This window comes from Flavilitoribacter nigricans DSM 23189 = NBRC 102662, from assembly GCF_002646595.1.
In the GTDB taxonomy this organism is placed as follows: domain Bacteria; phylum Bacteroidota; class Bacteroidia; order Chitinophagales; family Saprospiraceae; genus Flavilitoribacter; species Flavilitoribacter nigricans.
In genome coordinates, this window is the sequence record NZ_PDUD01000006.1 from 1 (window position 1) to 23,524 (window position 23,524).

Consider the following 23,524-nt stretch of genomic DNA (forward strand, 5'->3'; position numbering starts at 1 on the left):
CCTGTTCAAAATACCGAACAAGCCTTGCAAATTGTTCAATGGTATTTATGGCGATGGACTATCGAACAATTATTCCGAACCCTTAAATCTAAAGGGCTCAACATGGAAAAAGCGGAAGTAGAGTCGTTCCATGGACTGGTTAATTTAGCCACTATGGCCTTAATAGCGGCCGTGCAAGTCATGCAACTAGTCCAGGCCAGAGATGGGCAAACACTACAAAGAATAGGCGATGCCTTTTTTGAGCCTGAAATACAATGCCTGACTGCCCTAAATACCAAAGTAGAAGGCAAAACCCAAAAACAAAAAAATCCACATCCTCCAAACACCCTCTCTTTTGCCGCTTGGATCATCGCCAGACTCGGAGGATGGTCAGGTTACCAAAAGGACAAACCACCAGGACCCATTACTTTTATTAGAGGCTTAAACCGCTTCTATAACATCCTCGAAGGATATTATTTATTCAGGTAGCAATCTTGTCAAAGAACTTACACAAAATGTGTGCATACCGTAAGTTTCGAAAAAACTTAGAAAGTCTTGTAAGAAAGTCTCGTAATCAATTACCGGATCACCACCGGAATATAAAATCCTTTGATCTTGCTATCAAAAGCCACCGTACCGGGCTGAAACCGAATAATCCCTTTGGAGGTAAATGTTTTGGGAACTTGGGCCGGTATATACCGGTAGCGGAAGGGGAGAGTTAGACTTTCTAAGTTTCGAAAAAACTTAGAAAGTCTTGTAAGAAAGTCTCGTAATCAATTATCGGATCACCACCGGAATATAAAAGCCTTTGATCTTGCTGTCAAAAGCCACCGTACCGGGCTGGAACTGAATAATCCCTTTGGAGGTAAATTGTTTGGAAACGTGAGCCGGTATCGTTACCGGACGGGGGATCTCCAGCATCTGGATCATTTCCATCGCCGGACCGTTATAGCTCATGCGCATGAAAGTCTTTCCGGAATTATCTTCCACCAGGGTCTGGCGGAAAGAGTAGCTAGAGACCGGCTTGCCGCGCTTATCGGCCATGAAATTGCTGAAATCCTTACCGCTATTGCCTTTACGCTTTTCGTCTTTCAGGTAGTTCTGGGGAGACATACCCCGCAGGCCGCTGTTGCCTTTGATCCCGTTCAGGACCAGTCCGGCCCGGCCGGATTTCCAGGCATTAGCCATTTTGAACTGCACGTACATGCCTTTGCCTTCGATCTTCCGGTTCATGCTCAGTTCCACTCCGGTATAATCCATCGCATTGATGGAAAAATCCAGGGGTACTTCCTGGCTGACCTCCGCTACAATAGTTGGAATAGGGGGAAGCGGTTCGCGGACAAAGCCCATCCAGGCCAGACTGCCGGCCACCAGCACCATCACGATGAAAGCAAACTTTTTCATATTTTAATTTTTTCCGAAAGTAAGATTATTCCGCCAGCTTTACCAATTGCTGACGGATTTCTTCGACCATTTCTGCCGCCTTTTCGTGAGTGGTTTCCGCCGTGAGATAAGTGAAATCCAGACTGATGGACCCGAACAGGACTTTTCCGAAGGCGGACAATTCCGGTCCGTACTGATTATTGGTAATGAAGGCCCGTACGTGCCGCAAATTTACCGGTCCGTAGGACTCCTGCAGGTCGAGTTTGCCGATGAAACTGATCGCTCCGATACCCAGCCGACTGTTCTTCAATGTAAAAGCCAGCTGGACCAGCCGCTTGCTCATCATCGACATGAGAAAAACGTCACCACGCCGACTGGCCTGAAACATCGCCCGCCGGATCTCGCGGGCCAGTTGCCAGATATCCGGTTCGTCCGTCAGCGGCACGCTCAGCCGCAGCATGGAAATATAGCAGCCCATCTGCTGTCGGGAAACGGAAGGCTCCAGCGCCGTTCGCAGATCGGCAAAGCTGAGGACGCGCGCCAGTTTGCCGGCATCCGAACCGTAGCGCTGCCGTATGACCGCCGCCGCGATGGCCGCCAGCAGAATGGTATTCAGGCTCTGCCCGGCCCGACCGGCTTTCACGCTTAACCGGCGGGAAACATCGGCCTCCAGCCGGAGACTGATGATCGCATTTTTGGAATTTTTGGGAACGGGATTGGCCAGTCCGCCGGACCGGTAGCGCCATTCGTCCTTTAACTGAAAGGCCGCAAAATGCAGCATTTTCTTCAGGAGGCCGGTTCCCCGACGATAAGGAGCCGGAAAGCGGGGCGGTTCCACCGGAACTTCCGGTTCCGGCAGGGAAACGCCGCCGGCCAGCGATAGTATTTCGTGCAGGATCAAACGGGCGGAAGCTCCGTCGATGATCGCGTGGTGGAAGCAGATGATCAATTCGGATTCCTGCTCTCCGGGCCGGTTTACCAGCCAGCAGCGCATCAGCGGTCCGCCGGCATCGAAGCTGGTATTCACGGCATCGGTCGCCGTCGGTTGCCAGCTTTCTGCGTGTTGGCGGTCCACAGTAGTGAAGGAGATCGGCGGTACCGGATCCAAAGTTTCAAAATAGGACCGGCTTCCACTTTCTACGATCCCACAACGCAGCAGTGGGTGCCTTTCCTGCAATTGCTGCAATGCGTCGGCCCACTCGTCGGTTCCCGGTGCATTTTCCAGGTGGAGAACGCAGACCACACAAAGCGGCAAACGGGCGTTGGACCAGGTGAAGGCCGCCTCCATGTCATTGAGTTTCCGAACGATACTGGATCTGCTAATCATCGAATTGTCGGTGAGCTTAAGTGCCCGAAAATAAAGATATTTTGCTCATGAACCGACTGGCAGGGGGAAAGACGAAAAAAATTCCTAATTTGAAATGCAAAACCAACTTTTATGAGTTTCCGGAATATCCTCCTGCCGGTGCTGGTGATCGGGCTGATCGGTAGTCTTTCCTTCTGGCAGTGCCGCTCCACGTCGGCTACCATCAGTTACAATCAACACATCCGGCCCATTTTCAATGCCAAATGTCTGGCTTGTCACGGCGGCGTTCGCAAAAGCGGTGGTTTCAGCCTGCTTTTCGAGGAAGAGGCGTTCGCCGCCACGGAATCCGGCAAAGCGGCCATCGTACCGGGCCAACACGGAAAGAGTGAGCTCTTCCGGCGTCTGACCCACCAGGATCCGGAGTTGCGTATGCCGCTGGACGGGCAGCACCTGACAGAGGAGGAGATCGATCTGATCGCCCGCTGGATCGATGAGGGCGCCAAGTGGGAAGAACATTGGGCTTATATCCCGCCGCAGCCGATAGCGATTCCGCAGAGTGGCGCGGACTGGAAGAAAAATGATATTGATCCTTTTGTATTCCGGAAATTGCAGGCTTTGGAACTGGAACCGGCACCGGAAGCTGACCGCTCCGCTCTTCTTCGGCGGGTCAGCCTCGATCTGACCGGACTGCCGCCTACCCCCGAAGCGGTCGATGCTTTTCTGACGGACGATTCTCCCGATGCCTACGAAAAACTGGTCGATAGCCTGCTGGCTTCCCCGCATTTCGGTGAGCACTGGGCCGCCATGTGGCTCGATCTGGCCCGCTATGCCGATTCCAAAGGCTACGAAAAAGATCCGTACCGAAACATCTGGCGCTACCGGGACTGGGTGATCGGGGCTTTCAATCGCGACCTGCCGTTCGATGAATTTACCATCGAACAACTGGCCGGCGATATGCTGCCCGATCCCGACCGGGATCAACTGATCGCCACCGCTTTCCACCGGAATACCATGACCAATACCGAAGGGGGGACCGATGATGAAGAATTCCGGGTAGCGGCCGTGATCGACCGCCTGAATACGACCTACGAGGTCTGGCAGGCGACTACCATGAGCTGTGTGCAGTGCCACAGTCACCCGTACGATCCGATCCGGCATGAAGCCTTTTACGAGTCCTATGATTATTTCAACCAGAGTCAGGACGGAGACCTGGATAACGAAATGCCCCGGCTGGCTACTTTTCCGCGGGTGGAAGCAGAACGCGTCCGGGAGATCATCGGGTTCATTCAGGATCTGGGACCGTCGCAGACGATCGACACCAGTGCCGATCTGGAAACTCAGATCCGACAGGCCCTTTTTCCGGAATTACTCCCGACCCAGGCCGATGATTTTGAAAATGTTTCTTTCAACAATAACGGGGTCGTTTCCAACTGGATCTATAATCTGAAATCCATTGCCGGGAAGCGCTTCCGCTTTATGTTTGAGCAGGTCGATCTGGATCAGCTGGAGCAAATTCGCTTCCGCTACCAGAGCCAGGGGAACGATGCCTGGATCGAACTCCGGATCGACGAACCGGAAGGTCGGCTGCTGGCTAAGCAACAGTTTACCGCCAATGCCAATGTAAACGGCGAATGGGGTGGGGATCTGCTGGTACCGGTGGAAGCCGGTAGCGGTAAACACGATCTTTATTTCGAGATCATCAACACGACCAATAAGGCGCCCGACGGGATGGTCCGGATCAGTGAGATCGAACTACAATACGCCGAAGCGGCGGTCGCTGATCCTCAGTTGCAGGCCTACCGGAAAGAACTGCGGGAAATTCAGACCCAGCGGGTGGATTACACCCCGGTGATGAAACCCAAGGTCACCGCCATGGAACGGCAGACCAAACTGTTCGACCGCGGCAACTGGATGGTACAGACCACTCCGCTGGAAGGCGGCGTACCCCGGGTGATGCTGCAGGGAGAGGAGATGCCCGCCAATCGACTGGCCTTCGCCCGCTGGCTGGTGAGTGAGGACAACCCGCTGACGGCCCGGGTGATCGTCAACCGCTTTTGGGCCCGGATATTTGGCCGGGGACTGATCGAGACGCTGGAGGATTTTGGCACCCAGAGTGATCCGCCCACCCATCCCGAATTACTGGATCATCTGGCGCTGCGGTTTATGCAGGAGCACGGTTGGAGTGTCAAAAGCCTGCTGCGGGAGATCGTCACTTCCGCTACTTACCGGCAATCCTCGAAAGCCAATGCTCAGAAACTCGAACTGGATCCGGATAACCGCTGGTTATCGCGCGGGCCGCGTTTCCGGCTTACCGCCGAACAGATCCGGGATCAGGCGCTGGCGGTGAGCGGCCTCCTGAACGATTCTATCGGTGGGCGAAGCGTCATGCCGCCCCAGCCCGAAGGTGTCTGGCAGATCGTCTACAGCGGAGAACAGTGGCGAACCTCCTCGGATTCAATGCGGCACCGGCGCGGATTGTATACCTACTGGAAACGCACGACGCCCTATCCCTCCATGATCGCTTTTGACAGTCCGAGCCGGGAATTTTGCGTGTCCCGTCGTATCCGCACCAATACACCCTTACAGGCACTCGTAACCCTCAATGATCCGGCATTCCTGGAAGCGGCACAGGCGCTCGCCCAACGCATGCGGGAAGCCGGCGGCCAGGATTTGGAAGCGGCCATCCGTGCGGGTTACAAGCGGGCGCTGGGACAGGAAGCCGACGCGGAAACGGTGGCTATCCTGCGCGATCTGCACCTGCGGGCCCAATCCGAAATGGATGGCCCGACCGCCCGGGCGAGAACGATCGCTTTTACAGAAGACCCCAATGAAATTGAATTGACCGATCCGATGGCCGTGGTGGCCAATGCGATCCTGAATCTGGATGGGTTCCTGACCAAACAATGATTCCATTTACCAATCAACGGAATGATTTCGGACTATTGAAAAACTGACCACCGACCATGAAAATTTACGAAGAAGCCAAACATCAATACTACCAATATCATACCCGGCGGCACTTTTTAAAAAGCTGTACGACCGGACTGGGAGCTATCGCTCTGGGCTCACTTTTTGGGTGTAATACCGGAAGTGCCAATGACGTAGAAAAAGCGATACAGACCATGACGGGAGCCGGCGCCCATTTTGCGCCCCGGGCCAAGCGGGTGATCTATCTGCACATGGCCGGAGCCCCCTCGCAATTGGAGCTATTCGATTATAAACCGACGCTGAACCAGCTCAATGGTAAGCCCTGCCCTCCTTCTCTGTTGGAGGGTAAACGCTTCGCCTTTATCAGTGGGGTGCCGGATATGCTGGGCCACCAGGCGGAATTTCAGCAGCACGGGGAATCCGGAGCCTGGATCTCGGACCGGCTGCCGCATTTTTCCACTATGGCAGATGAGGTCTGTTTTTTAAAGGCCATGCACACCGATGAGTTCAACCACGCCCCGGCGCAGTTGCTGTTGTATTCCGGTAGCCCGCGATTGGGCCGTCCGAGTATGGGTTCCTGGGTGACTTACGGTCTGGGATCGATGAACGATAATCTGCCCGGCTACGTCGTCATGGTATCCGGCGGGAAGACCCCCAGTGCCGGGAAAAGCGTGTGGGGGAGCGGTTTTCTGCCGTCGGTATATCAGGGGGTGCAGTGCCGCTCCGAAGGCGATCCGGTATTGTACGTCTCGGATCCGAAAGGCATGAGCCGGGATCTGCGCAAACAGTCGATCGATGCGATCAATCGCATCAACCGCAAGGAATACGAAGAATTTCAGGATCCAGAGATCCTGACGCGGGTTTCCCAGTACGAGATGGCCTTTAAGATGCAACTCTCCGTACCGGAAGCCATGGATATCTCTAAAGAACCGGAATACATCCACGAACTTTACGGGACCGAACCGGGCCGATCTTCCTTTGCCAATAATTGTCTGCTGGCCCGGAGACTGGCCGAACGCGGCGTGCGTTTTATTCAGCTTTTCCAATGGGGGTGGGATTCGCACGGAGCGGGCAAAAATGAAGCCCTGAATCTCGGGTTCAAAGAACGCTGCAAAGAAGTAGACCAGCCGATGACGGCCCTGCTGAAAGACCTCAAGCAACGCGGCCTGCTCGAAGACACGCTCGTGGTCTGGGGTGGGGAATTCGGACGTACGCCCATGCAGGAAAACCGCAACGGCGTGGCCGTACCATTTTCCGGTCGCGATCACCAAACCGAAGCCTTTACGGTCTGGATGGCCGGCGGGGGCATCAAATCGGGCATTTCCTTCGGCGAAACGGATGAGATCGGCTACGCCGGGATCAAAGACCGGGTACATGTACACGATCTGCAGGCGACCATTCTGCACAATCTGGGGCTGAACCACGAAAAGCTGACCTACCATTTTCAGGGCCGGGATTTTCGGCTGACGGATCAGTTTGGGCGGGTGGTCAAGGAAATTTTAGCTTAATCTTTCAACCGCGTACCAGCGATGCGGCACGATTATAAATGTCTTGTAGGCGGATGGCTGCTGCCGCTACATTCCGGTCCGGATTGTAATATTTGCAAAATGCCCGCCAGTTGCGATTTCGCAGATAAACCAGTAATTCTCCGCGCTCCGGTGCATCACGATGCAGGCAATAATCAAAGAATCCAAGGATCTGAGCACGTAGACTGTTCTGAAAGGCATTATACATTTTTCGGCTGGATGTATAGCCCAGGTCGGCATAGTGAAGGGGCAAGATCTGAGGCTCTCCCAGCCGGAAAGCCTGGATCGCTTTTTCTGGATCAGCTATTTTTTTAGCAAATTGCAGTACCCGGTATTCCTGCTCCTGACTCTTGTGTACGAGTTGAAAAGCGGCAGCTTCCATTTTTCTGAATTGATGCTGTTGCCAGGCATTCCCACTAATACCGGCGTGCCCTCCGTGGCGGAAGTGGCGGTCGTAGATCTTTTGGTTATGGACTCCCCAGATCCGGTAAAAGCGGTGATTTTCAAAGCGACCCGGGGTTTTGCCCGTTCGATGTCGGCGTCCGTGACTTTCACTGACCCAAACGGCGATGGTGCAGGCAAGATCCAGGTTGACCCGATCCGCTAATTCCCGCATCAATTTCCCCTGCCGATTGTAGATCTCTGTGATCCGGCCGCTTATCCCGTCTTTTTGCGGTAGCCGATCTGCCGGTTGCAGACTTATGCTTTTTAGGGTTGCATTATCCTTAAAGTAGTCCTTATCTTTTGGTGGTGCCAGGGAAATCTTGGAAGTGATACCCAGTACCCGCCGCAAGGATCTCCAGGTAGTGGTATCTATAATACCGTTGGCGCGTATACCTTTGCGTTTTTGCCAGCGGGCGACAGCCCGGACAAAGGCCCGGTCGATCGACGAAGCGGACAACAATCCGAGCAACTTTCGAATGCGGCTTTGGTATCGATCCCATCCCAGGATGCGGGCAAATTTTAAATTCTGGCGGATCGCCTGGGGAAAACGGGAGGTTTTGATAAGTGTGCTTACTGTTATGGCGGGTCTTTTTATTCTTCTTTTTCCCAGCAGGAGGTTTCTCTTTTTTCTCCGCTTTAATTTCCATCGTTTTCCACCGGCAATTGGTTTGGTTCGTTTGACAGGTACAATTCGTTTAATCTTTTTAGCTATGATCCGTTTCTTGATCCTGGGTTTTCTCCTTACGACCCGGGTTCTTCGGGGAGATCGGCTGCGCCGAATTTCCGATTCCGGTTCAGGATAAAAAGAAAGACTGGTCTTTTGCAATCGGGTTGAATTGATCCTGGCGCGCTCTTTCCTGCAGGCGGAGCATTGACAGACCTTGGTTGGAGGAAAATCTAATATAGTATCAAGATAATCTTTCATGATCTCGGTTTTTTGAAAATTCCAAAACATATTCCGGAAATACACCCTGCGAACCTATCCATTTGTAAATCGCCGGACTGAGCAAGGCCGCAACATTGGCTTTACTACCGGGGCGATAGTCCAGAAAACTGCTATGCACGCCGACCAGTCGAAAATGATTTCCAGTTTCCCGTATCCATACCGGACTACCACTCATGCCGGCGCTGGTATCAGCCAGATAAAAGATGAGATCCTGTTGCCGATTATTGATTCGGTGAAAAGCCTCGACGATCCTTCCGGAAGACCGGTAGGCGGCCCCGCAGGCGATAGGTCCCTTTTCTCCCGGATAACCGGCAAGCTGTGCCTGCCGGCCAATGAGCCGCCTGCGTAATTTGTCGGGCACTTCTCGCAAATGATAATTTTCATTGGCTCCCCACCAACCCAGTCGGGTATCGGTCCAATCGGATAATTCTACCAAACCGACATCCTGGGAGAGCGAATTTTTGATGAGATTAATATCTGCCCGTAAAGGTGATTCCAATATTTGCTTAAAGCCCGGGTAGGTCAGTACCCGTCTACTGGTATAAGTACCCAGTGGCCAGTTGTGCCCACGATCCATTTCATTTCGTCCGGGCATCACTTTAACCCGGCTGGCCGGTACCAATTGAAAGCGTTCCCCATTTACATGACGGCTCTGCACCCTTTTTAATCCGGCAATAACATGCGCAGAGGTAAGCACATGCCGGGGAGAAATGAGCAGCCCGGAACCACAACCCTCCGTAGTGGCCTGGAGGGTCTGCCATTGTTTACCCGGTTGTTCCAGGGGACCAAGCGGGTAGAGTACCGGTTCGGGAAATTCTACTTCCAACGAGCAAACCCAACGATGGGGGATGGCGGTGGTATCCCTTACCGGGAGACGGTCATCCGAAAAAAGAACGATCTCCCGGTGTTCATCTCTATCTTTGGAACGGAAGTGCATGGAAAAATACTTTCTTTAGTAATGGTTCAAACAGTTTAAGTGTCGGCTGGTGATCCGGCAGGCGTGAGCCAGGTCCTCGAACCGGTGATCCGCCCGGATCAGAAAAGCCGGGTGGACTTGTTCCCGTGCTCCGGCCACCAGGAATATCCGGATCCCGGCCTTGTCGAGTTCCAATTGTAATTGCTGCGCAAGCGGCCCCGGCATTCCTCCTAGTTTTTGCAATGGAAAGGTCGTGTTAGAATCAAGGATCCCGTATGGTCCAAGCTTGCTCCGGAAAAATTGCACATTGGACAATAGCCGCTCGCGACATCGGTGACCGTACTTTTGATTAATGAGTAAGGCACGGTGCCCGGCCATGACGGATGCATGATCCGGTGGACTACAATGCTGACGGGTCAGGCTGTCTTTTTTTACTTTTGCGATCCGCGGGTGGCTGCCCGCGAGTACCGCCAGCGGTGTACCGAAACCTTTAGCCAGCGAACTGCCGATGATCACATTTTCTGCCTGCAGGCCCAGCCAACGTAAGGTACCTCCGCCTCCCCGGCCGTAGGGCAGATCCGGAGTAGGTCCTTGCCCCAGAATACCGAGGGCCTGGGTATCATCCATCACTAAAAGACCTTTATGCGGGCTTAGAATTTCCAGATATTGTCGGATAGGCATTACGCTTTCGCAGTGGGTACACCAGCCATCGGTTATTATGACCGGCATGCGACCCGAAGCTTTAATCCGACCTTTTAACCCTCGATGATCACCGTGGGAAAAAGTCATTACGGGAATTCGCTGGCCATTCAGCCATTTAGCACCCCAACCAGCAATTGGATAAGCTTCCCGATCGATAAAAACAGCCACCGGTCTCCGTCCCAGACTTTGGAAAAGATCCCAAAAAAGGTGCAGGGTGGATGGATAGAGCAAGCCTGCTTCCAGTCCCTGTAAGCGAGCGACTGATTGAGCCAGGGATATGGAAGCAGGATGTTCTTCCAGCAGGGCCGGTTTGCCATTGGTCAAAGGTAGCCGGGAAGTGAGCGCATTACTGCTGTGTTGCATACCTAGGTAGGACGCAGAACAGAAGTCGATAGATCTGCCCACTTACCAGGATTCTTTTTTTACCTTACCATTTGTACTGGTTGTCGTTTTACCAGATCGGGTAGAGGAACCACTAGCCGCAGCCGGTTTCCCGTTACCGTTTTGTTGTTCCGACAGTCTTTTCGCCAGATGGTAAGAGGGTGGCCGGGTATCAACATCCGTGACCATCGTTCTTTCCGCCGCCAGATCGATGCCGGTCACTGCGTGGTAGGCATGGATGTATTCCTGTACGGCCTGCCGCCAGAAATTGGCCCAGATCGCCGCCTGGTTGGCAGAAGTATTGGTGATACTCCAGCTACCAAAGCGGATGGATAAAAGCAATTGCTCTCCGAAAATGGCCAGATTGTTGAAATGGATGATCGAGGTGCCGGTCCAATCCATCATTTTGTTGACGGAGGCCACTCTGTCCATCCAGGGTTCCGGATAAGCGACCATGTTTCGACTCGGAATAAACTGACGGAATTCCGGACGGGCCAGCAGGTACTGTTGCATCAACATCTCGATCCGTGCGGTGGAAGGTAGATCGCCGTAACCGTTGTGTGCTCCTTCGGCCAGGATGAGGTGTACTTCCCGCAGTGAATTTCGAATGGGGAAGGCATCCGCCTGAATTGTTTTGTTGTCTTCCTGCTTGTAAAACTGAGAGCAGAGGTTCAGCAACTTGTGAAAGGCCTCGATGAACCGGGAACGGCTGTCCGCCGGCCGAAAATCATTGATGGCTTTACCCTTAATGGAAAATCCATAATGATGATCGTATTCGTAGGCACGGCGCACTACGGATAGGCGGTGCTGCTCGTCCTGCACGTAGCCCCAGATCAGATTATTCAAAGGCTGTAGTGGATCAATGTGAAGGCCCGCCAGCGGATCATTTTTACCGCTACCCCGGATATTCTGGAAGCGACGGGTGATCACGTTGAGCACCTGTACCAGCATGGCTTCTTCGTGCCAGTAGGACCAGATCAATTCCAGGAAGCAGGGGTTGTTTAATTTGCTTACGATCAGTCCTTTGCAGGTACTTTGCACGATACCCCGGGGAGTGGTGGATGCTTCACTACTTACCCGTTTTTTACTTTTGCCGGTGTAAACCGGTTTTTCAATATTATCCAGTATCTGATCTATCGCCGTTAATTTCAGCGGAAGATCATTCAACTTATCCCTTACCAGATATAGATAGGGAATAGTGAAAATATCCTTTATGGCCTGATTGTTAGGATCGGCCTGTTGGATCTGGACAATGTATTCGTTCCAGATCTGGTTGTATTCCGGCGGGGCATCGGCAATATTGAAAACCCTTTCCTCGATCAGATCATCGATCTCTCCCTCGTTAAAGACATCCATAGTTCCGGTAGGACTGACGTCGATCTCGCAATTGGTCATCACAAAAGCTTCCGTAGCGGCCTTAAGGGTCCGGTAGGAATCGGTATCATTAAAGGGTAGGAATCGATTTTTTACATTTCTGATCAGGTTGCTCCTCAGATTGTTTTCCTGAGGACCCGGGCCGCAGAAAAGCAGATCCATGTAATCCAGATAGTTGTTGAAACTCAGCCGTTTGGAACTTCGCAGGATCTTAATCCATAAAGGCAGATCGGTAGAACGGGGGCGGTCGGTGCTCTTCAAAGCAACACCCACTTCGTTACTGGCGGGGGTCACCGTGAGGGTGCCCGTATTGATGATATCGTCCCCATTTACAATGTCCAGGGTAAATCCCCGCGCCTCCAGGTTGGAAGTGTCTATTTCCCAGGTGTAGAGGTTAGCGTTCGCTTGTTTGGTAAATTTTTCCGGGGACAGTTCCTCAAATTCCTCCGGGCCCAATCTAAGCTGATACGGGCGTTCGTCTCCCAGCGGGTCGGGCTGGTCGATCAGTCTGATGGTCACCAGGCTGCCCTTTTTTACCGTTTCGGGTATGATCACTAATTGACTGTTATGGTCCATGATTATTTTTTTTGATGTAAAAAATTGAAAATTTCGAGCGGCTTCCGGTAAAGCGTAGGAAGCTACAGCACGCGTTTAAGCGCCCAGTACGTCAGCATATTTCTTAAATGTCGATTTTCACGCCGGGGTGAAATGACTTGATCGGCCCGGGCCTGACCGATGGCAGCGAAAACGATGGAAGGGCGATAACGCTTCATGTCCCGCGGGTTTTTCACCCATTGCTGGTAAAGCTGCCGCAGGCGCTTTGGCTGCCGGTACTCGACGGGAAATACTTCTCTGAGCATTTTTCCTTTTAGAGATGGAGGCCGGTGATTTACGAGCAGATCTGCAAATTCTGGAACGAGCTGGTCCAGATGTTGGAAGATCCGACTTTTTTCAGGCCCCGCCAGTTTGATGGGATACAGACGATCCCAGAGCTGACGTAGTCGTTCCCACTGCTGATCGGGGAAAAGTACCGCTCCAAAGGCAATGCTCAGCCGAAGGCGTATCCAGGGCGGCGGATGAGGATCATCCGGTTTCAGGCGAAACACGAAATAGCTGGGTACACTTACCACGTTCATCAGTCCGGTAGTAGAGCCGATACCGATCATAGCTACACTCCAGAAGTCGGACAGGATCTCCGATATCCAGCGATCAAACCAATTCCAGAGGGTAGCTGATTCCGGTTCCATTTTAACTCGTTCCTGGATGACCTTTCGCATGGAGGGGATCAATCCCAAAAGCGATGCCCCCTGATGACCGACCTCATGGACCAGTGACGATGCAATCCCGGTAGAGATCATCCTCTCCCGGGGTACCCGGATGACGGCAACCGGATTCGATTTGCCGCCGGGTAAGCGGGTACGGGCACGCCGGATAGCGGCGCCGTGGCCGCGGTCGAGATAAGTAACCAGCGGCGGGGCTTTAAAATAAGACCCCTTGAGCAATAGCGTATCCTCCGCGAGTACATCCATGCCCGCCAGCCAGGTTCCCGTGTGGTGCTCGCTGCGTAAACTCAGTACGTCAGCGAAAATATCCAGACTGTCCAGCAACCAGTTGAACTGAAGTTTTAACAGGGTATAAGCTTTTTGGGCGTCGGCCGCTCCAATTCGCTTATCGACCTGCAATAACTTCATAAAGTCCCTAACCTTGGCTTCCATTTCCTGTACACCTTCCGAAAGGAGATACTGGATCCCCCTCCGGGCGGGGCGGGAGAGGCTAGCTGCTTCCACCATAGGCACCATTAGTGCGAAAGGTTGCACTTGTCCCAGACGGCTAAGGAGAGCCTGAGCTTCGGAAATAAGAAAGGACCGATGATCGGTAAAACTGGATCGGGCAACAGACGTAGTCGAAAGTCTTCCGGCAGAAAGACGGCGGTGTTGAGGACCAACACGACCGGTCTTTCTGCGGAATTGCTTTAGCCTGGGGCCCTTGGTATCGGGAAACAACATAACAAGGGGTTTTAAATTTTAACCTGAGGCCGGCCGGCATATGCCGGTAGACGTGAATGTATGCTGGGGAACACAAGTTCCTGGACGCCTATAAGTTAGTATCAACTCACTACTAGCCAGAGACCGTGGAAAAGCGCATGGGTTTGACAGTGTATACGTAAAGTGGCTGTATAGCTGACGTTTACACTTATACACCTTTCCACTGCTGCCGGGGCGTAGTCTTGTTATCTACAGTTATAATTGTCCTGGTACTTACTCTTCTTAGCTTAGGCGCCAAAGAGTACGATCCGGTTTCCACGACGCATCCAACGGCCTGATTTTCCTTTGGATCTACCCCGTCCTGCCCGGCTACCGGCACCTTTCAATAGACCGGGAGCATGTTTGCGGGCAGCAGCTTTAAAGCCTACTTGAACGGCTTTGGCGGCTGGCATTTTGGTGGACAATTTCATGGAATTCCGGGCGGCATTACCTCCGAAACGTACAAAGCGGCGGGCAATTTCAAATTCCTGATCTTCAGCGCTCAGGCCTTCCAGTTCCATTTCGAACAGGTTGGAAGCCCAACTGCCAAGTTTGCTGCCTACTTTTCCGCCCAGGGGACCACCAAAATAGGTGCCAACGGCGCGTCCGGCAATGGGCAACGCTTTCTTAGCGACTTTCTTCAGCCCCTTTTTGGCGTAACTCCAGGCTTTGCCCGAATATTTTCTAACCCCCCGCTTAGCTTTTCTCCACAGGCTTTTGAGGAATTCGTCCATCTCCGCTTCATTGGTGACGGAGAGGAACTCCATGGCGAGTTCGGCTTCTTCCTCTTCGGAGAAAGGACTGTCGCTCATTTCGTATCCGAATTCATCATCGTATTCATCCTCGAATTCGTCTTCAAATTCGAATTCGTCATCAAACTCATCTTCGAATTCGTAATCAAATTCGTCTTCGTAGTCGTAGCCATTGGCCTCATAAGTGGTTCTATCCAGATCGTGCATGATAAATGGTTTTGGTTATGAAATAAGTTCTGACCCTTATTAGGCAAGCAACGTGCCAAACGACTAAATGGAGGTTTTAAGAGGGGTTTTGCGAAAAAAATTGCGGAAAGCTGGATTTTGGCCTGATCAGTACGAATTTTTTTTCGCCGTATGATACTTATTCTCAATACATCGCCGTATATTATGTAGACTTATTTGTACCCAGTTAAATTTTCAGTTGAAATTCGGTTGCCCGGCAACCCAACCATTTACTAAACTCCAAAACCAAACCCCTATGCTTGCCAACCAGCCCCTGCAGCAAGTGTGGCTACTCAGTCTGTCTGCCACTTACTCAAAGTCATTGGAAAATATCAGACAATGGCTCCTCCAGAAGAAAATTGATGGAATTCCCTACGAAAAGGCCGATTGTGATGTCGGTATCGTATTACTTGATGAGACCTGCCTCGATGAAAGCGCGGTGGCCTCTTTAAAGGCCTGCCTGGAAAAGAGCAAACATATTATTGCGATCAATGCAGGTGAAGAGATTTTACCCTTCTACAAAGCCTGGGAGCTGCTCTGTCTCGGCATTGATGACATTTTACCGTGGCGCTACCAGGAACATATTGCTCAGATCATCCAAAACCGCCTCAATCGCTGGTCGATCGTGGAGCACACCCTGGAATCGGATCGGATCAGTAATCAACTGATCGGCAGTTGCCGGAAATGGAAAAAACTGCTTCGGCAGGTAGTGGAAATTGCCTGCTTTAGCAATGCACCGGTGCTCATTCTGGGAGAAAGCGGTACCGGAAAAGAATTGGTGGCACGGCTCATCCATGATCTGGATAAAAGACCGGATAAAGAGGACCTGGTCCTGCTGGATTGTTCCACCATCGTGCCGGATCTGTTCGGCAGCGAATTTTTTGGGCATGAGAAAGGAGCTTATACCAATGCGGTCTCTATTCGTGAGGGAGCTTTTGCCCTGGCCAATAAGGGCAGCCTCTTTTTAGATGAGATCGGAGAATTGCCACTCAATCTTCAGGCCGCTCTGTTGCGGGTTATTCAGGAAGGCACTTATAAGCGGATCGGAAGTAACCAATGGCGGAAAACCCGTTTTCGGCTGATCAGTGCTACCAACCGGGATCTGGTCGATTTTGCGGAAAAAGGTTCGTTTCGTCAGGATCTTCTATTTCGGATCAATGCGCTGACCATCCAACTTCCCAGTCTGGCCGAAAGAAAAGAAGATATCCCGGCACTGGCGGCTCATTTCCTGCGGCAGGCCATGAACCGATCGGAAGTGCCGGACATTGAAAAACCGGTGTTGGAATACCTTATGACCCGGGAATATCGAGGAAACTTACGGGAATTGAAACAGTTGATGTCCCGAATTGCGTATCGATACGCGGGTACCGGTGCGCTTACCCTGGGTTGCTTACCGGAGATTGACCGCGTGACGCCCACCCGGCGACCCCGTGATTGGCAAAATAACGGACTCAGAAATGCCATTCGCCTGGCTTTGGCCAATGGGGTTGGTCTGAAAGATATCAAACGTTCGGCCGGTGATATCGCCCTGGAAATGGCGGTGCAAATGGCGGAGGGACAATTGCCGGTAGCTGCCAAAAAACTGGGGGTCTCCGAACGCCTGGTCCAGGGTTGGTGGAAAGAAAAAAGGCAGGATTAAAAAGGGTGGTTCACTATAGGTAGGGATTTAATTAGTGTCCGGGAATCCCGACCCTTCGGGAGGCTGGGCAAGTTGTTCGATGGCTCGATTGTTCGATACTGAATGGATCGAAAGGATCGGCAGTGGAGCCATTGAACAATGGAGGCGTCAAGCGAGGAATAAGGAGCGTGGAACTGAGAAAACGTCCATTTCCATATTATCATTTTCTTTGCTATGTTTGTTGCGCAACCATGTTCTATAATTGGTATTGTGATTTTCAAACGAGACCTCATGTCCAGTAAACTTATCGCTCCTTTTTGCCTGATCGCTATTTTATTATCTGTCCACCTTCCCGCTACCACCTACTATCTCGACTACACCAACGGCTCAAACGCCAACGACGGTCAGTCGGAGGCCAACGCCTGGAAAGATCTGTTCAAGATCCGGGATGTTGGGCCTATGCCCGGCGATGTCTTTCTATTTAAACGCGGAGAAGTATGGCCCGGCTTGCAAATGTACGTAACGGCCTCCGGTACAGCCGGCAACCCGATCACCTACGGGGCTTACGGCGACCTGGCGGATGATCTGCCCATTATTACAACGGTGGATGCATTGACCGATGCGAATACCGCCGGCAACTGGACCGAATCCATGACCAATATCTGGACTTTATCCCTGCCCATAACGCCCGGTCGGCTTTACCTGGACGGCACGGAGTACCTGCGTGCGAGTACACTGGCCGATGTGGGGACCAGCGATAGCGAAGGGAGCTTCGGGCACTGGTTTTACGATGCTGCTGCCGATCTGCTCTATCTCTACGCCACGGAGAACCCCGCCGGCTTATACTCACTTTTTGCGGGCAGTAAGGAGTTTTATTCCGCCCTGGTATTCGATGCTGACTACATGATCTTTGAAAATCTGGATTTCCGGGGCGGCTCGGGAGCGGCATTAGCCGTGCTGGGCGGTGCTAATATCGAGATCCGTAACTGTCGATTGGGCAATGCCGGTAATACCGGTGTCCTGCTGGCCGACGCTACGGTGAGTGCAATGAGCCAGACGAGTTCCAACATTACCGTGACGGATAATGTCTTCGATTCTGATTTTACTTTTTTCTACGGCCTGGGCTCGGAACGGGGATGCGGGGATGGGCTACGACTCCGCAAAGGGGCGAATGATTGCACGGTATCCAACAATACGTTTATCAACTGGGCGCACAACGCCATCGAATTACTGGGTGACGGCGCTACCGCCGATGGTGTGAATAACAATCAGTTTTACGACAACCATATTTCGGCACCGGATATCCCCTACGCGCATCCGCTGGGAGCTGACGGTTATTCCGGAAAATGCCAGAATAATGAGTTTTACCGCAATTATATTGAAGATTGCCGCACGGCCTCCCAGATTAATGGTAACAATAACTGGGTACACCATAACATCATTATCGGGATGCGTCGGTCGCCCTCCAAAGCCCAGGCTACGGCCCATGCTTTTGTGCTGGGGATCTACGGGACCGGATTGGTTAGTGAGAACAATCGCTTTGACCACAATCTGATCATCGATACGGACGAATCCGCCTTTCTGGTCCGCGGTTACGGGTACGCTGGGCAGGTGGAGAACAACGCCATTCGCAACAATATCCTCTACGAAACCGGACTGGCGCCCTACGGCAATGCCTATCCCACGGGCACCGGCCTGGTCATTTATGATACCAACCTGGATGGAGTAGGGGCCAATACCTACCAGAACAACCTTTTTTACAGCAGTATCCTGGGACCCGAAGCTGTGTACGATCAGGATAACGCCATGATCTATACCAGCACGGAATTCAACGCCCTCAATGGAACCGACGGTAACACCATCTCGGCTAACGATACGGGCGACCCGCTATTCACCGATTTTGCAAATGGGAATTTCCTGCCCATGGATAACTCTCCAGCCGTTAATGCGGGCATCGACGTGGGGCTGTTGGTAGACTATGCGCTGCAGGATCGCTTCGTCGGCCCGGCCCCGGATATCGGACCGTTGGAAACGGATGTGACGGCTCCGCTCCCGGTGGAATGGGGTGGCTTCGGGCTGGAACTGGTAGCAGAAACCGTGGAACTGACCTGGACCACACTCCTGGAGGTCAATGCCGATCATTTTCAGGTAGAGCGCAGTGCCGATGGGCTGCATTTCACTTCGATCGGCCGAGTAATGGCGGTGGGCAATAGCTCCGTCCCCCGGGATTATCAATTTACCGATAATTTTCCGCCCGTAGGATTGGTGTACTACCGACTGCGGCAGGTGGACGTGGACGGTGCTTTTGAATATTCCAGCATACTGAGCGTCGACATAGCGAAAGAGGTGGAACTGCAACTGATACGTCCGTACCGGGAGCAACTGCAGATCGTCGCTCCGGCGGACTGGGACTGGTCCGGAACCACCGTCCGGGTCTTCAGTATGAACGGCCGGAAACTTCTGGAAGCAAAGGGTACCGACCGCATCTCGCTGCGGGAACTGCCGCGGGCGGCCTATCTGGTATTGTTGCAAAGTGGCGGCCGGTCCGAAACTTTTCAATTTGTGAAATAATGCGGAATACCCTAAAAACCAGGTAGTACTGCCACCAGAGAGGGACTGGGATGCATCTTACCAAGAGACACAAGTTGCTGTCAAATGCTCCATACAAAAGTAGTACACCTCATGAAATGCATCCTCTTTCTGGCTTTTTTTATCAGTATTAACTGCATATATGCACAGTCCGGGACCAAGGCGGAACGTATCGCCAAACTGGTCACGGCCATTGCGGCTGAAAATACATTAATGGGTGAAGGAGTCGGGATCGGCGGGATACGGCCCGAGCAATACGACCGTTTTGAAAGGCTGAAAACCATTGCTAGTGAAAATGATCTCCGGCGATTGACCCGGCACGATAATGCCGTAGTCCGCTGCTACGCTTTCTGGGCGCTGGCGGATCAACAAAGTCCGGGTCTGTTTCCGATCCTCCGCGACCATCTGCAGGATACCGCCCGGGTGGAGCAGATTTTCGGTTGTGTCATCAGTCAGATTTCCGTAGCGGGCTTCTACATTGAATTGTTGATGCCGCCTTTTCTGGTCACCGAAGATTATTACCGGGAAAATCAGTCCCAGCTATCCGCCAGCGAGAAAAGTCAGCTGGACAGCATCGTACTTTACCAGGAAATTGCTCTGCCTTACCGTAATGATGTACTCCGTGATCATACGCCCAAAGCGGCCGACTACAATCGCATCCGGGAACTGGTAGTGGATAGGATGCACGTTGCTCTATCGGCACTGGCGCGCTACCGGAAAAAAGACGACCGGGAACTGATACTTTCCTTCCGGGAGAATATGGAAGGTAATGGTGTTTTTACCGATCAGGATGAATCGCTTTTTTCGGCTATTGCGGCTTTCCCGGATGATTACTTCCTGCCTTTTCTGGAAGATCACGGCCGGCAGATCCTGGAAAAAGATTATTTCAGTAGTCCCTGGGCTACTTTTACGAAGCCTGTGCGGTGTACGACCGGCCCCGAACCCGGGCGATCCTGGAGCGCGCGATCCGGCAAAAAATGAAGGTGTCCATCAAGGAGAGGCATCTGGAATTTATTGCCAGGGCACTAGGTAAGTATCCATCGGCGCAACATCAAGCGCTGATCGTCGAATTGTGGCGGGATCACAAATACATCAACCCGGAAGCATTTACCTATATAAGCCGACAAGATCGGGAACGTACGTTTCAGCTATTGGTCCCCTATCTGGAAGCATTCGAAAAAAACCACCGAACCATTGGTGAAGAGCGGCTGGTACAGCCTATGGTTTCATTTCTGCTCAATTATGATCGTGAAGTGGCCGTGCGGGTGATTGCTACTAATCTGCGTACCGCTGATATCCCCTACTTTGAGGAATTCGTACCCTTTGTCCGTTTGCTGAAAGAAGATGCATTTATCGAGCCACTATTTTACCGGCTTGAGCGAGAGTGGAATGCTTATATCGTCTTCGATGCGGTAGAAGCCCTACTCGTTTACGATCGCCCGGAAATCCAGGAGCGAATTTTGCCGGCAAGCCGGAAAAACGAAGAGATTGTAGATCAGTATTTTTCGAGAGCGGATCTGGAAAGGACAATCCGAAAAATGCTGGCCAAGTAACAAGCAGAGCGGGTATTGGTCGAAAGTGTTTGGATTTACGGGCCGTTTTTATCAGGTTAGCGATTTAATTTATCCCGGCGGAGCCTTATCTTAGCCCGCCATTTCCGGCCGGCCTCCGGCTCCGCCAACACCAAACCTGACAAGCATTCATGATCACTGAAAAATCAATCGCGGTACTTCCCTTTGTCAATATGAGTGCCGATCCCGAGAATGAGTATTTCAGTGACGGTATTACCGAGGAGATCATCAATGCACTCACCAAGGTGCAGGGCCTGAAAGTGACCGCCCGGACTTCTTCTTTTGCCTTCAAAAATAAAAATGCGGATGTACGTAGTATCGGGCAGCAACTGGGTGTAGCTACGGTGCTGGAAGGCAGTGTGCGCAAAGCCGGACAAAAAGTGCGGATCACGGCCCAGTTGATCCAGGCCCGGAACGGCTTCCATCTCTGGGCCCGAAATTTTGATCGGGAGCTGAAAGATATTTTCGCCGTGCAGGATGAGATCAGCTTGCTGATCGCCGATCAGATCCGCGAAAATTTTGGCCACCTCGAGATCCAGGATCATCTCATCGCGGCTCCAACTCAGAATATCCAGGCTTATAACCTATATTTGAAAGCCCGCTACAACCACCTGAAGTGGGATTCCGAAGGGATCAGTCAGGGGATCCGTTATTACCAGGAGTGTATCGAGCTGGATCCCGGGTTTGCGCTGCCTTATTTCGGCATTGGGTTCAGTTACGCCATGCGGGCCTCGTGGGGCGGCAATAATTCGCTGGTGCAAACTGCCGAAGAATATCTGCAGAAAGGCGCCCGGCTGGATGATCAGTCCTACCTTGGGCATTTCACCCGGGCAACCATCAGCTTCTGGGGCAAGTGGGATTTCAAAGCCGGTCACCGGGAATACCAGCAGGCCATGGCCCTAAATCCTTCCTTCACGGAAGCCGAAGAAGGGCTGGCGGAATTGTACACCGTTATTGGGGCATTCGAAAAAGCGATGCACCATACCCAAAACATCCTGGTCCTCAATCCGCTCTCGCCCAACCATTATTACACCAAGGGCAATATCCTGTTCCTATCGCGGCAATACGAAGCGGCCCTGGAAAGCCTGCACGCCGGCCTGCAGGTTGACCCGAATTTCCTTTTCGCGATCGAAATGAGCCAGCTTTGCTATATCATGTTGCAGGACTATGCGGGCTTAGATGCCTTCCTGCAGGCCCATCCACAGGCCCAACGACCTCATATGTGCCGGGCGCTGTACAAGTTGATGTACCCCGACGAAGCGGTCGACATAGATCTGAAAAACGCCGGCGTACTGGACAAAGCGGGCAGCGGCACCGACCTGTTTCCCTGGCATCTGTATCTCCAGATCTATCTGGGACACCACGATTTGGCGCTGGATATGCTGGAAGAAGCGGTCCGAAACCAGAGCGGCAAACTGGCGAGTTTCCGCTATTCGCCGCTGCTGGAACCCCTCCATACCTACGATCGTTTCGACGCGCTTGTCCGGGAGACGTTTCACCCATCCCGTTTACCGGAAGAGACGACCGCCGCTGCTGCCGAAGCTAGCGGTAAAAAAAGCCTGGATGAACGGGAGGTGGAGCACTATATGAACACCACCGTAGAAGTGCTGGAGCAGGAAAAGCTCTACCTCGACCCGGCATTGTCGCTCAAAACTCTCGCCGAACGGCTCGATCTGCATCCCAATAAACTGTCCCGGCTGCTCAACGATCACATCGGCAAGAATTTCAACGAATTCGTCAATTCCTATCGCCTCGAGACCTTTAAAGTATTGGCACTCGATCCGGCCAACAGCCATCTCACCCTGCTGGGGCTTGCCTACGAAAGCGGCTTCAATTCCAAAACGGTATTCAATGCGTTCTTTAAAAAAATGGAAGGCAAAACACCCCGCGCCTGGCTAAAAGCCGCCCAGCTCCGCTAGCCCCATCCCCCCTTCACCCCCTCTCCAAATCTCCCCCTCTCCCCATCACTCCCTCTCCCCCTCTCCAAGTCACCAAGTCAAAAAAACGTTCCAAATCTCACCAAAAGTCCCAAATCTCACGACTAAGTTCGAATTAACAATTGCGAACGATCGGCGGTCTCATTCCCTTCATCTTTGTCGGGTCAATCAGATCAAACATCTGATCACCTATTCCAAACTCACTATTAACAAAACGTAAAAGATGAAAATCGTTAAAACCTTGATCACCGGCCTGTTCCTGTTTATGATGCTGACCGGCAACTACGCCCAGGAGACCTATTTCGACATTATCCTGAATTACAGCCCCACCAATTTTAATTACGGCGATTCGGAAGCCCTCTTGAAAGATTACAAGAAAAACCTCGGCGGCATTCAGGTAGGAGCCGGTTTCCAGGGAGGGATCACCAAAAATTTCTCCCTGGTGTCCGAGCTGTATTTTATGATGAAGGGCGCCGGACTGGAAGCCGGGAATCCGCTGACCACCAACGAATCGAAAATCCGCTTATTTACCGTAGAAATGCCGGTGCTGGCCCGGGTACACTTTCGTGGCATCTACCTGAATGCCGGTCCTACGCTCGGCTATAATATCGGTGGTAAAGTGAAGGTAGAAGGCTCCGAAGAAGTGCCCCGGGAGTATTATAATATTTCTTTCGACGGCAGTGAAGGCGCCTACAAACGCTGGGATGCCGGTGTGCAGTTCGGCGGAGGTTACGAGTTCAAAGTGAAAAATACCCGGGTGGCCATTGACGCGCGCTACCAGTACGGACTGACGAATGTGTATCAGAGTGGAGAACGCTACAACCGCAATTTTACCTGGAATATCACCCTGTCCAAGGCCTGGAAATCTAACCCGCTGGCCAAAAAGCAGTAGTCAACAGGTTTTTAAACCGAAAGGGTGCGCG

Annotated in this window: 17 protein-coding genes; 9 read left to right on the forward strand and 8 right to left on the reverse strand. The window is 52.3% G+C overall.

Going from position 1 to position 23,524, the window contains the following annotated elements; translation table 11 throughout:
* Nucleotides 1-468 (forward strand): transposase (locus tag CRP01_RS04720; RefSeq protein WP_143473273.1); only part of this gene is annotated, 468 nt, incomplete at its 5' end.
* 288 nt (nucleotides 469-756) lie between these two features.
* On the opposite strand, the gene CRP01_RS04725 is transcribed toward CRP01_RS04720, so the two are convergent.
* Nucleotides 757-1,383 carry a hypothetical protein gene (locus CRP01_RS04725; protein WP_099148860.1) on the reverse strand — a complete coding sequence of 209 codons (627 nt, stop codon included), beginning with the start codon at nucleotides 1,381-1,383 and terminating at the stop codon, nucleotides 757-759.
* A gap of 25 nt (nucleotides 1,384-1,408) precedes the next feature.
* Nucleotides 1,409-2,689, reverse strand: a complete 1,281-nt coding sequence (locus CRP01_RS04730) for a condensation domain-containing protein (RefSeq protein WP_099148861.1) — start codon at nucleotides 2,687-2,689, stop codon at nucleotides 1,409-1,411.
* Nucleotides 2,690-2,800: 111 nt separating this feature from the next.
* On the opposite strand from CRP01_RS04730, the gene CRP01_RS04735 reads away from it, so the two are divergent.
* Nucleotides 2,801-5,575, forward strand: coding sequence for a DUF1553 domain-containing protein (locus CRP01_RS04735; RefSeq protein WP_099148862.1), 2,775 nt, complete (start codon nucleotides 2,801-2,803; stop codon nucleotides 5,573-5,575).
* A gap of 56 nt (nucleotides 5,576-5,631) precedes the next feature.
* On the forward strand, nucleotides 5,632-7,104 hold the full coding sequence (locus CRP01_RS04740) for a DUF1501 domain-containing protein (protein WP_099148863.1): 1,473 nt from the start codon (nucleotides 5,632-5,634) through the stop codon (nucleotides 7,102-7,104).
* Nucleotides 7,105-7,108: 4 nt separating this feature from the next.
* On the opposite strand, the gene CRP01_RS04745 is transcribed toward CRP01_RS04740, so the two are convergent.
* From CRP01_RS04745 to CRP01_RS04770, 6 genes are all read right to left on the reverse strand, one after another.
* A complete protein-coding gene (locus CRP01_RS04745; RefSeq protein WP_170110227.1) occupies nucleotides 7,109-8,035 on the reverse strand; it encodes an N-acetylmuramidase domain-containing protein in 927 nt (308 codons plus the stop codon).
* Nucleotides 8,036-8,474: 439 nt separating this feature from the next.
* Nucleotides 8,475-9,449, reverse strand: a complete 975-nt coding sequence (locus CRP01_RS04750) for a trypsin-like serine peptidase (RefSeq protein WP_099148865.1) — start codon at nucleotides 9,447-9,449, stop codon at nucleotides 8,475-8,477.
* A gap of 15 nt (nucleotides 9,450-9,464) precedes the next feature.
* Complete coding sequence (locus CRP01_RS04755) at nucleotides 9,465-10,535, reverse strand: PLP-dependent aminotransferase family protein (RefSeq protein WP_143473274.1); 1,071 nt, start codon at nucleotides 10,533-10,535, stop codon at nucleotides 9,465-9,467.
* Nucleotides 10,536-12,461, reverse strand: coding sequence for a hypothetical protein (locus tag CRP01_RS04760; protein WP_099148867.1), 1,926 nt, complete (start codon nucleotides 12,459-12,461; stop codon nucleotides 10,536-10,538).
* 62 nt (nucleotides 12,462-12,523) lie between these two features.
* Nucleotides 12,524-13,675, reverse strand: coding sequence for a hypothetical protein (locus CRP01_RS04765; protein WP_143473275.1), 1,152 nt, complete (start codon nucleotides 13,673-13,675; stop codon nucleotides 12,524-12,526).
* A gap of 482 nt (nucleotides 13,676-14,157) precedes the next feature.
* On the reverse strand, nucleotides 14,158-14,868 hold the full coding sequence (locus tag CRP01_RS04770; protein WP_099148869.1) for a hypothetical protein: 711 nt from the start codon (nucleotides 14,866-14,868) through the stop codon (nucleotides 14,158-14,160).
* Nucleotides 14,869-15,142: 274 nt separating this feature from the next.
* Between CRP01_RS04770 and CRP01_RS04775 the strand changes: the two genes are divergently transcribed.
* The 6 genes from CRP01_RS04775 (at nucleotide 15,143) to CRP01_RS04800 (ending at nucleotide 23,493) form a co-directional block, all read left to right on the forward strand.
* Nucleotides 15,143-16,525 carry a sigma 54-interacting transcriptional regulator gene (locus tag CRP01_RS04775; protein WP_099148870.1) on the forward strand — a complete coding sequence of 461 codons (1,383 nt, stop codon included), beginning with the start codon at nucleotides 15,143-15,145 and terminating at the stop codon, nucleotides 16,523-16,525.
* A 270-nt stretch (nucleotides 16,526-16,795) separates the two neighbouring features.
* Nucleotides 16,796-19,075 carry a right-handed parallel beta-helix repeat-containing protein gene (locus tag CRP01_RS04780; protein ID WP_170110228.1) on the forward strand — a complete coding sequence of 760 codons (2,280 nt, stop codon included), beginning with the start codon at nucleotides 16,796-16,798 and terminating at the stop codon, nucleotides 19,073-19,075.
* Between the two features lie 111 nt (nucleotides 19,076-19,186).
* Nucleotides 19,187-20,074: a hypothetical protein gene (locus CRP01_RS04785; RefSeq protein ID WP_099148872.1), complete on the forward strand. Its 888-nt coding sequence runs from the start codon at nucleotides 19,187-19,189 to the stop codon at nucleotides 20,072-20,074.
* Nucleotides 20,071-20,646 (forward strand): hypothetical protein, encoded by a 576-nt coding sequence (locus CRP01_RS04790; protein ID WP_099148873.1) that lies wholly within the window; start codon nucleotides 20,071-20,073, stop codon nucleotides 20,644-20,646. Before CRP01_RS04785 ends, CRP01_RS04790 begins: the two co-directional genes overlap by 4 nt.
* A gap of 149 nt (nucleotides 20,647-20,795) precedes the next feature.
* Nucleotides 20,796-22,583, forward strand: coding sequence for a helix-turn-helix domain-containing protein (locus tag CRP01_RS04795; RefSeq protein ID WP_233752630.1), 1,788 nt, complete (start codon nucleotides 20,796-20,798; stop codon nucleotides 22,581-22,583).
* A 241-nt stretch (nucleotides 22,584-22,824) separates the two neighbouring features.
* The gene (locus CRP01_RS04800; RefSeq protein WP_099148874.1) at nucleotides 22,825-23,493 is read left to right on the forward strand and encodes a porin family protein; all 669 of its coding nucleotides are present in this window, start codon (nucleotides 22,825-22,827) and stop codon (nucleotides 23,491-23,493) included.
* The last annotated feature ends 31 nt before the right edge of the window (nucleotides 23,494-23,524 follow it).

Bases quoted from the DNA above. Each gene is read 5' to 3' on its own strand.
- CRP01_RS04725 (WP_099148860.1), bottom strand. From the start codon at position 1,383: ATGAAAAAGTTTGCTTTCATCGTGATGGTGCTGGTGGCCGGCAGTCTG.
- CRP01_RS04730 (WP_099148861.1), bottom strand. From the start codon at position 2,689: ATGATTAGCAGATCCAGTATCGTTCGGAAACTCAATGACATGGAGGCG.
- CRP01_RS04735 (WP_099148862.1), top strand. From the start codon at position 2,801: ATGAGTTTCCGGAATATCCTCCTGCCGGTGCTGGTGATCGGGCTGATC.
- CRP01_RS04740 (WP_099148863.1), top strand. From the start codon at position 5,632: ATGAAAATTTACGAAGAAGCCAAACATCAATACTACCAATATCATACC.
- CRP01_RS04750 (WP_099148865.1), bottom strand. From the start codon at position 9,449: ATGCACTTCCGTTCCAAAGATAGAGATGAACACCGGGAGATCGTTCTT.
- CRP01_RS04760 (WP_099148867.1), bottom strand. From the start codon at position 12,461: ATGGACCATAACAGTCAATTAGTGATCATACCCGAAACGGTAAAAAAG.
- CRP01_RS04765 (WP_143473275.1), bottom strand. From the start codon at position 13,675: ATGGTGGAAGCAGCTAGCCTCTCCCGCCCCGCCCGGAGGGGGATCCAG.
- CRP01_RS04770 (WP_099148869.1), bottom strand. From the start codon at position 14,868: ATGCACGATCTGGATAGAACCACTTATGAGGCCAATGGCTACGACTAC.
- CRP01_RS04775 (WP_099148870.1), top strand. From the start codon at position 15,143: ATGCTTGCCAACCAGCCCCTGCAGCAAGTGTGGCTACTCAGTCTGTCT.
- CRP01_RS04780 (WP_170110228.1), top strand. From the start codon at position 16,796: ATGTCCAGTAAACTTATCGCTCCTTTTTGCCTGATCGCTATTTTATTA.
- CRP01_RS04785 (WP_099148872.1), top strand. From the start codon at position 19,187: ATGAAATGCATCCTCTTTCTGGCTTTTTTTATCAGTATTAACTGCATA.
- CRP01_RS04790 (WP_099148873.1), top strand. From the start codon at position 20,071: ATGAAGGTGTCCATCAAGGAGAGGCATCTGGAATTTATTGCCAGGGCA.
- CRP01_RS04795 (WP_233752630.1), top strand. From the start codon at position 20,796: ATGATCACTGAAAAATCAATCGCGGTACTTCCCTTTGTCAATATGAGT.
- CRP01_RS04800 (WP_099148874.1), top strand. From the start codon at position 22,825: ATGAAAATCGTTAAAACCTTGATCACCGGCCTGTTCCTGTTTATGATG.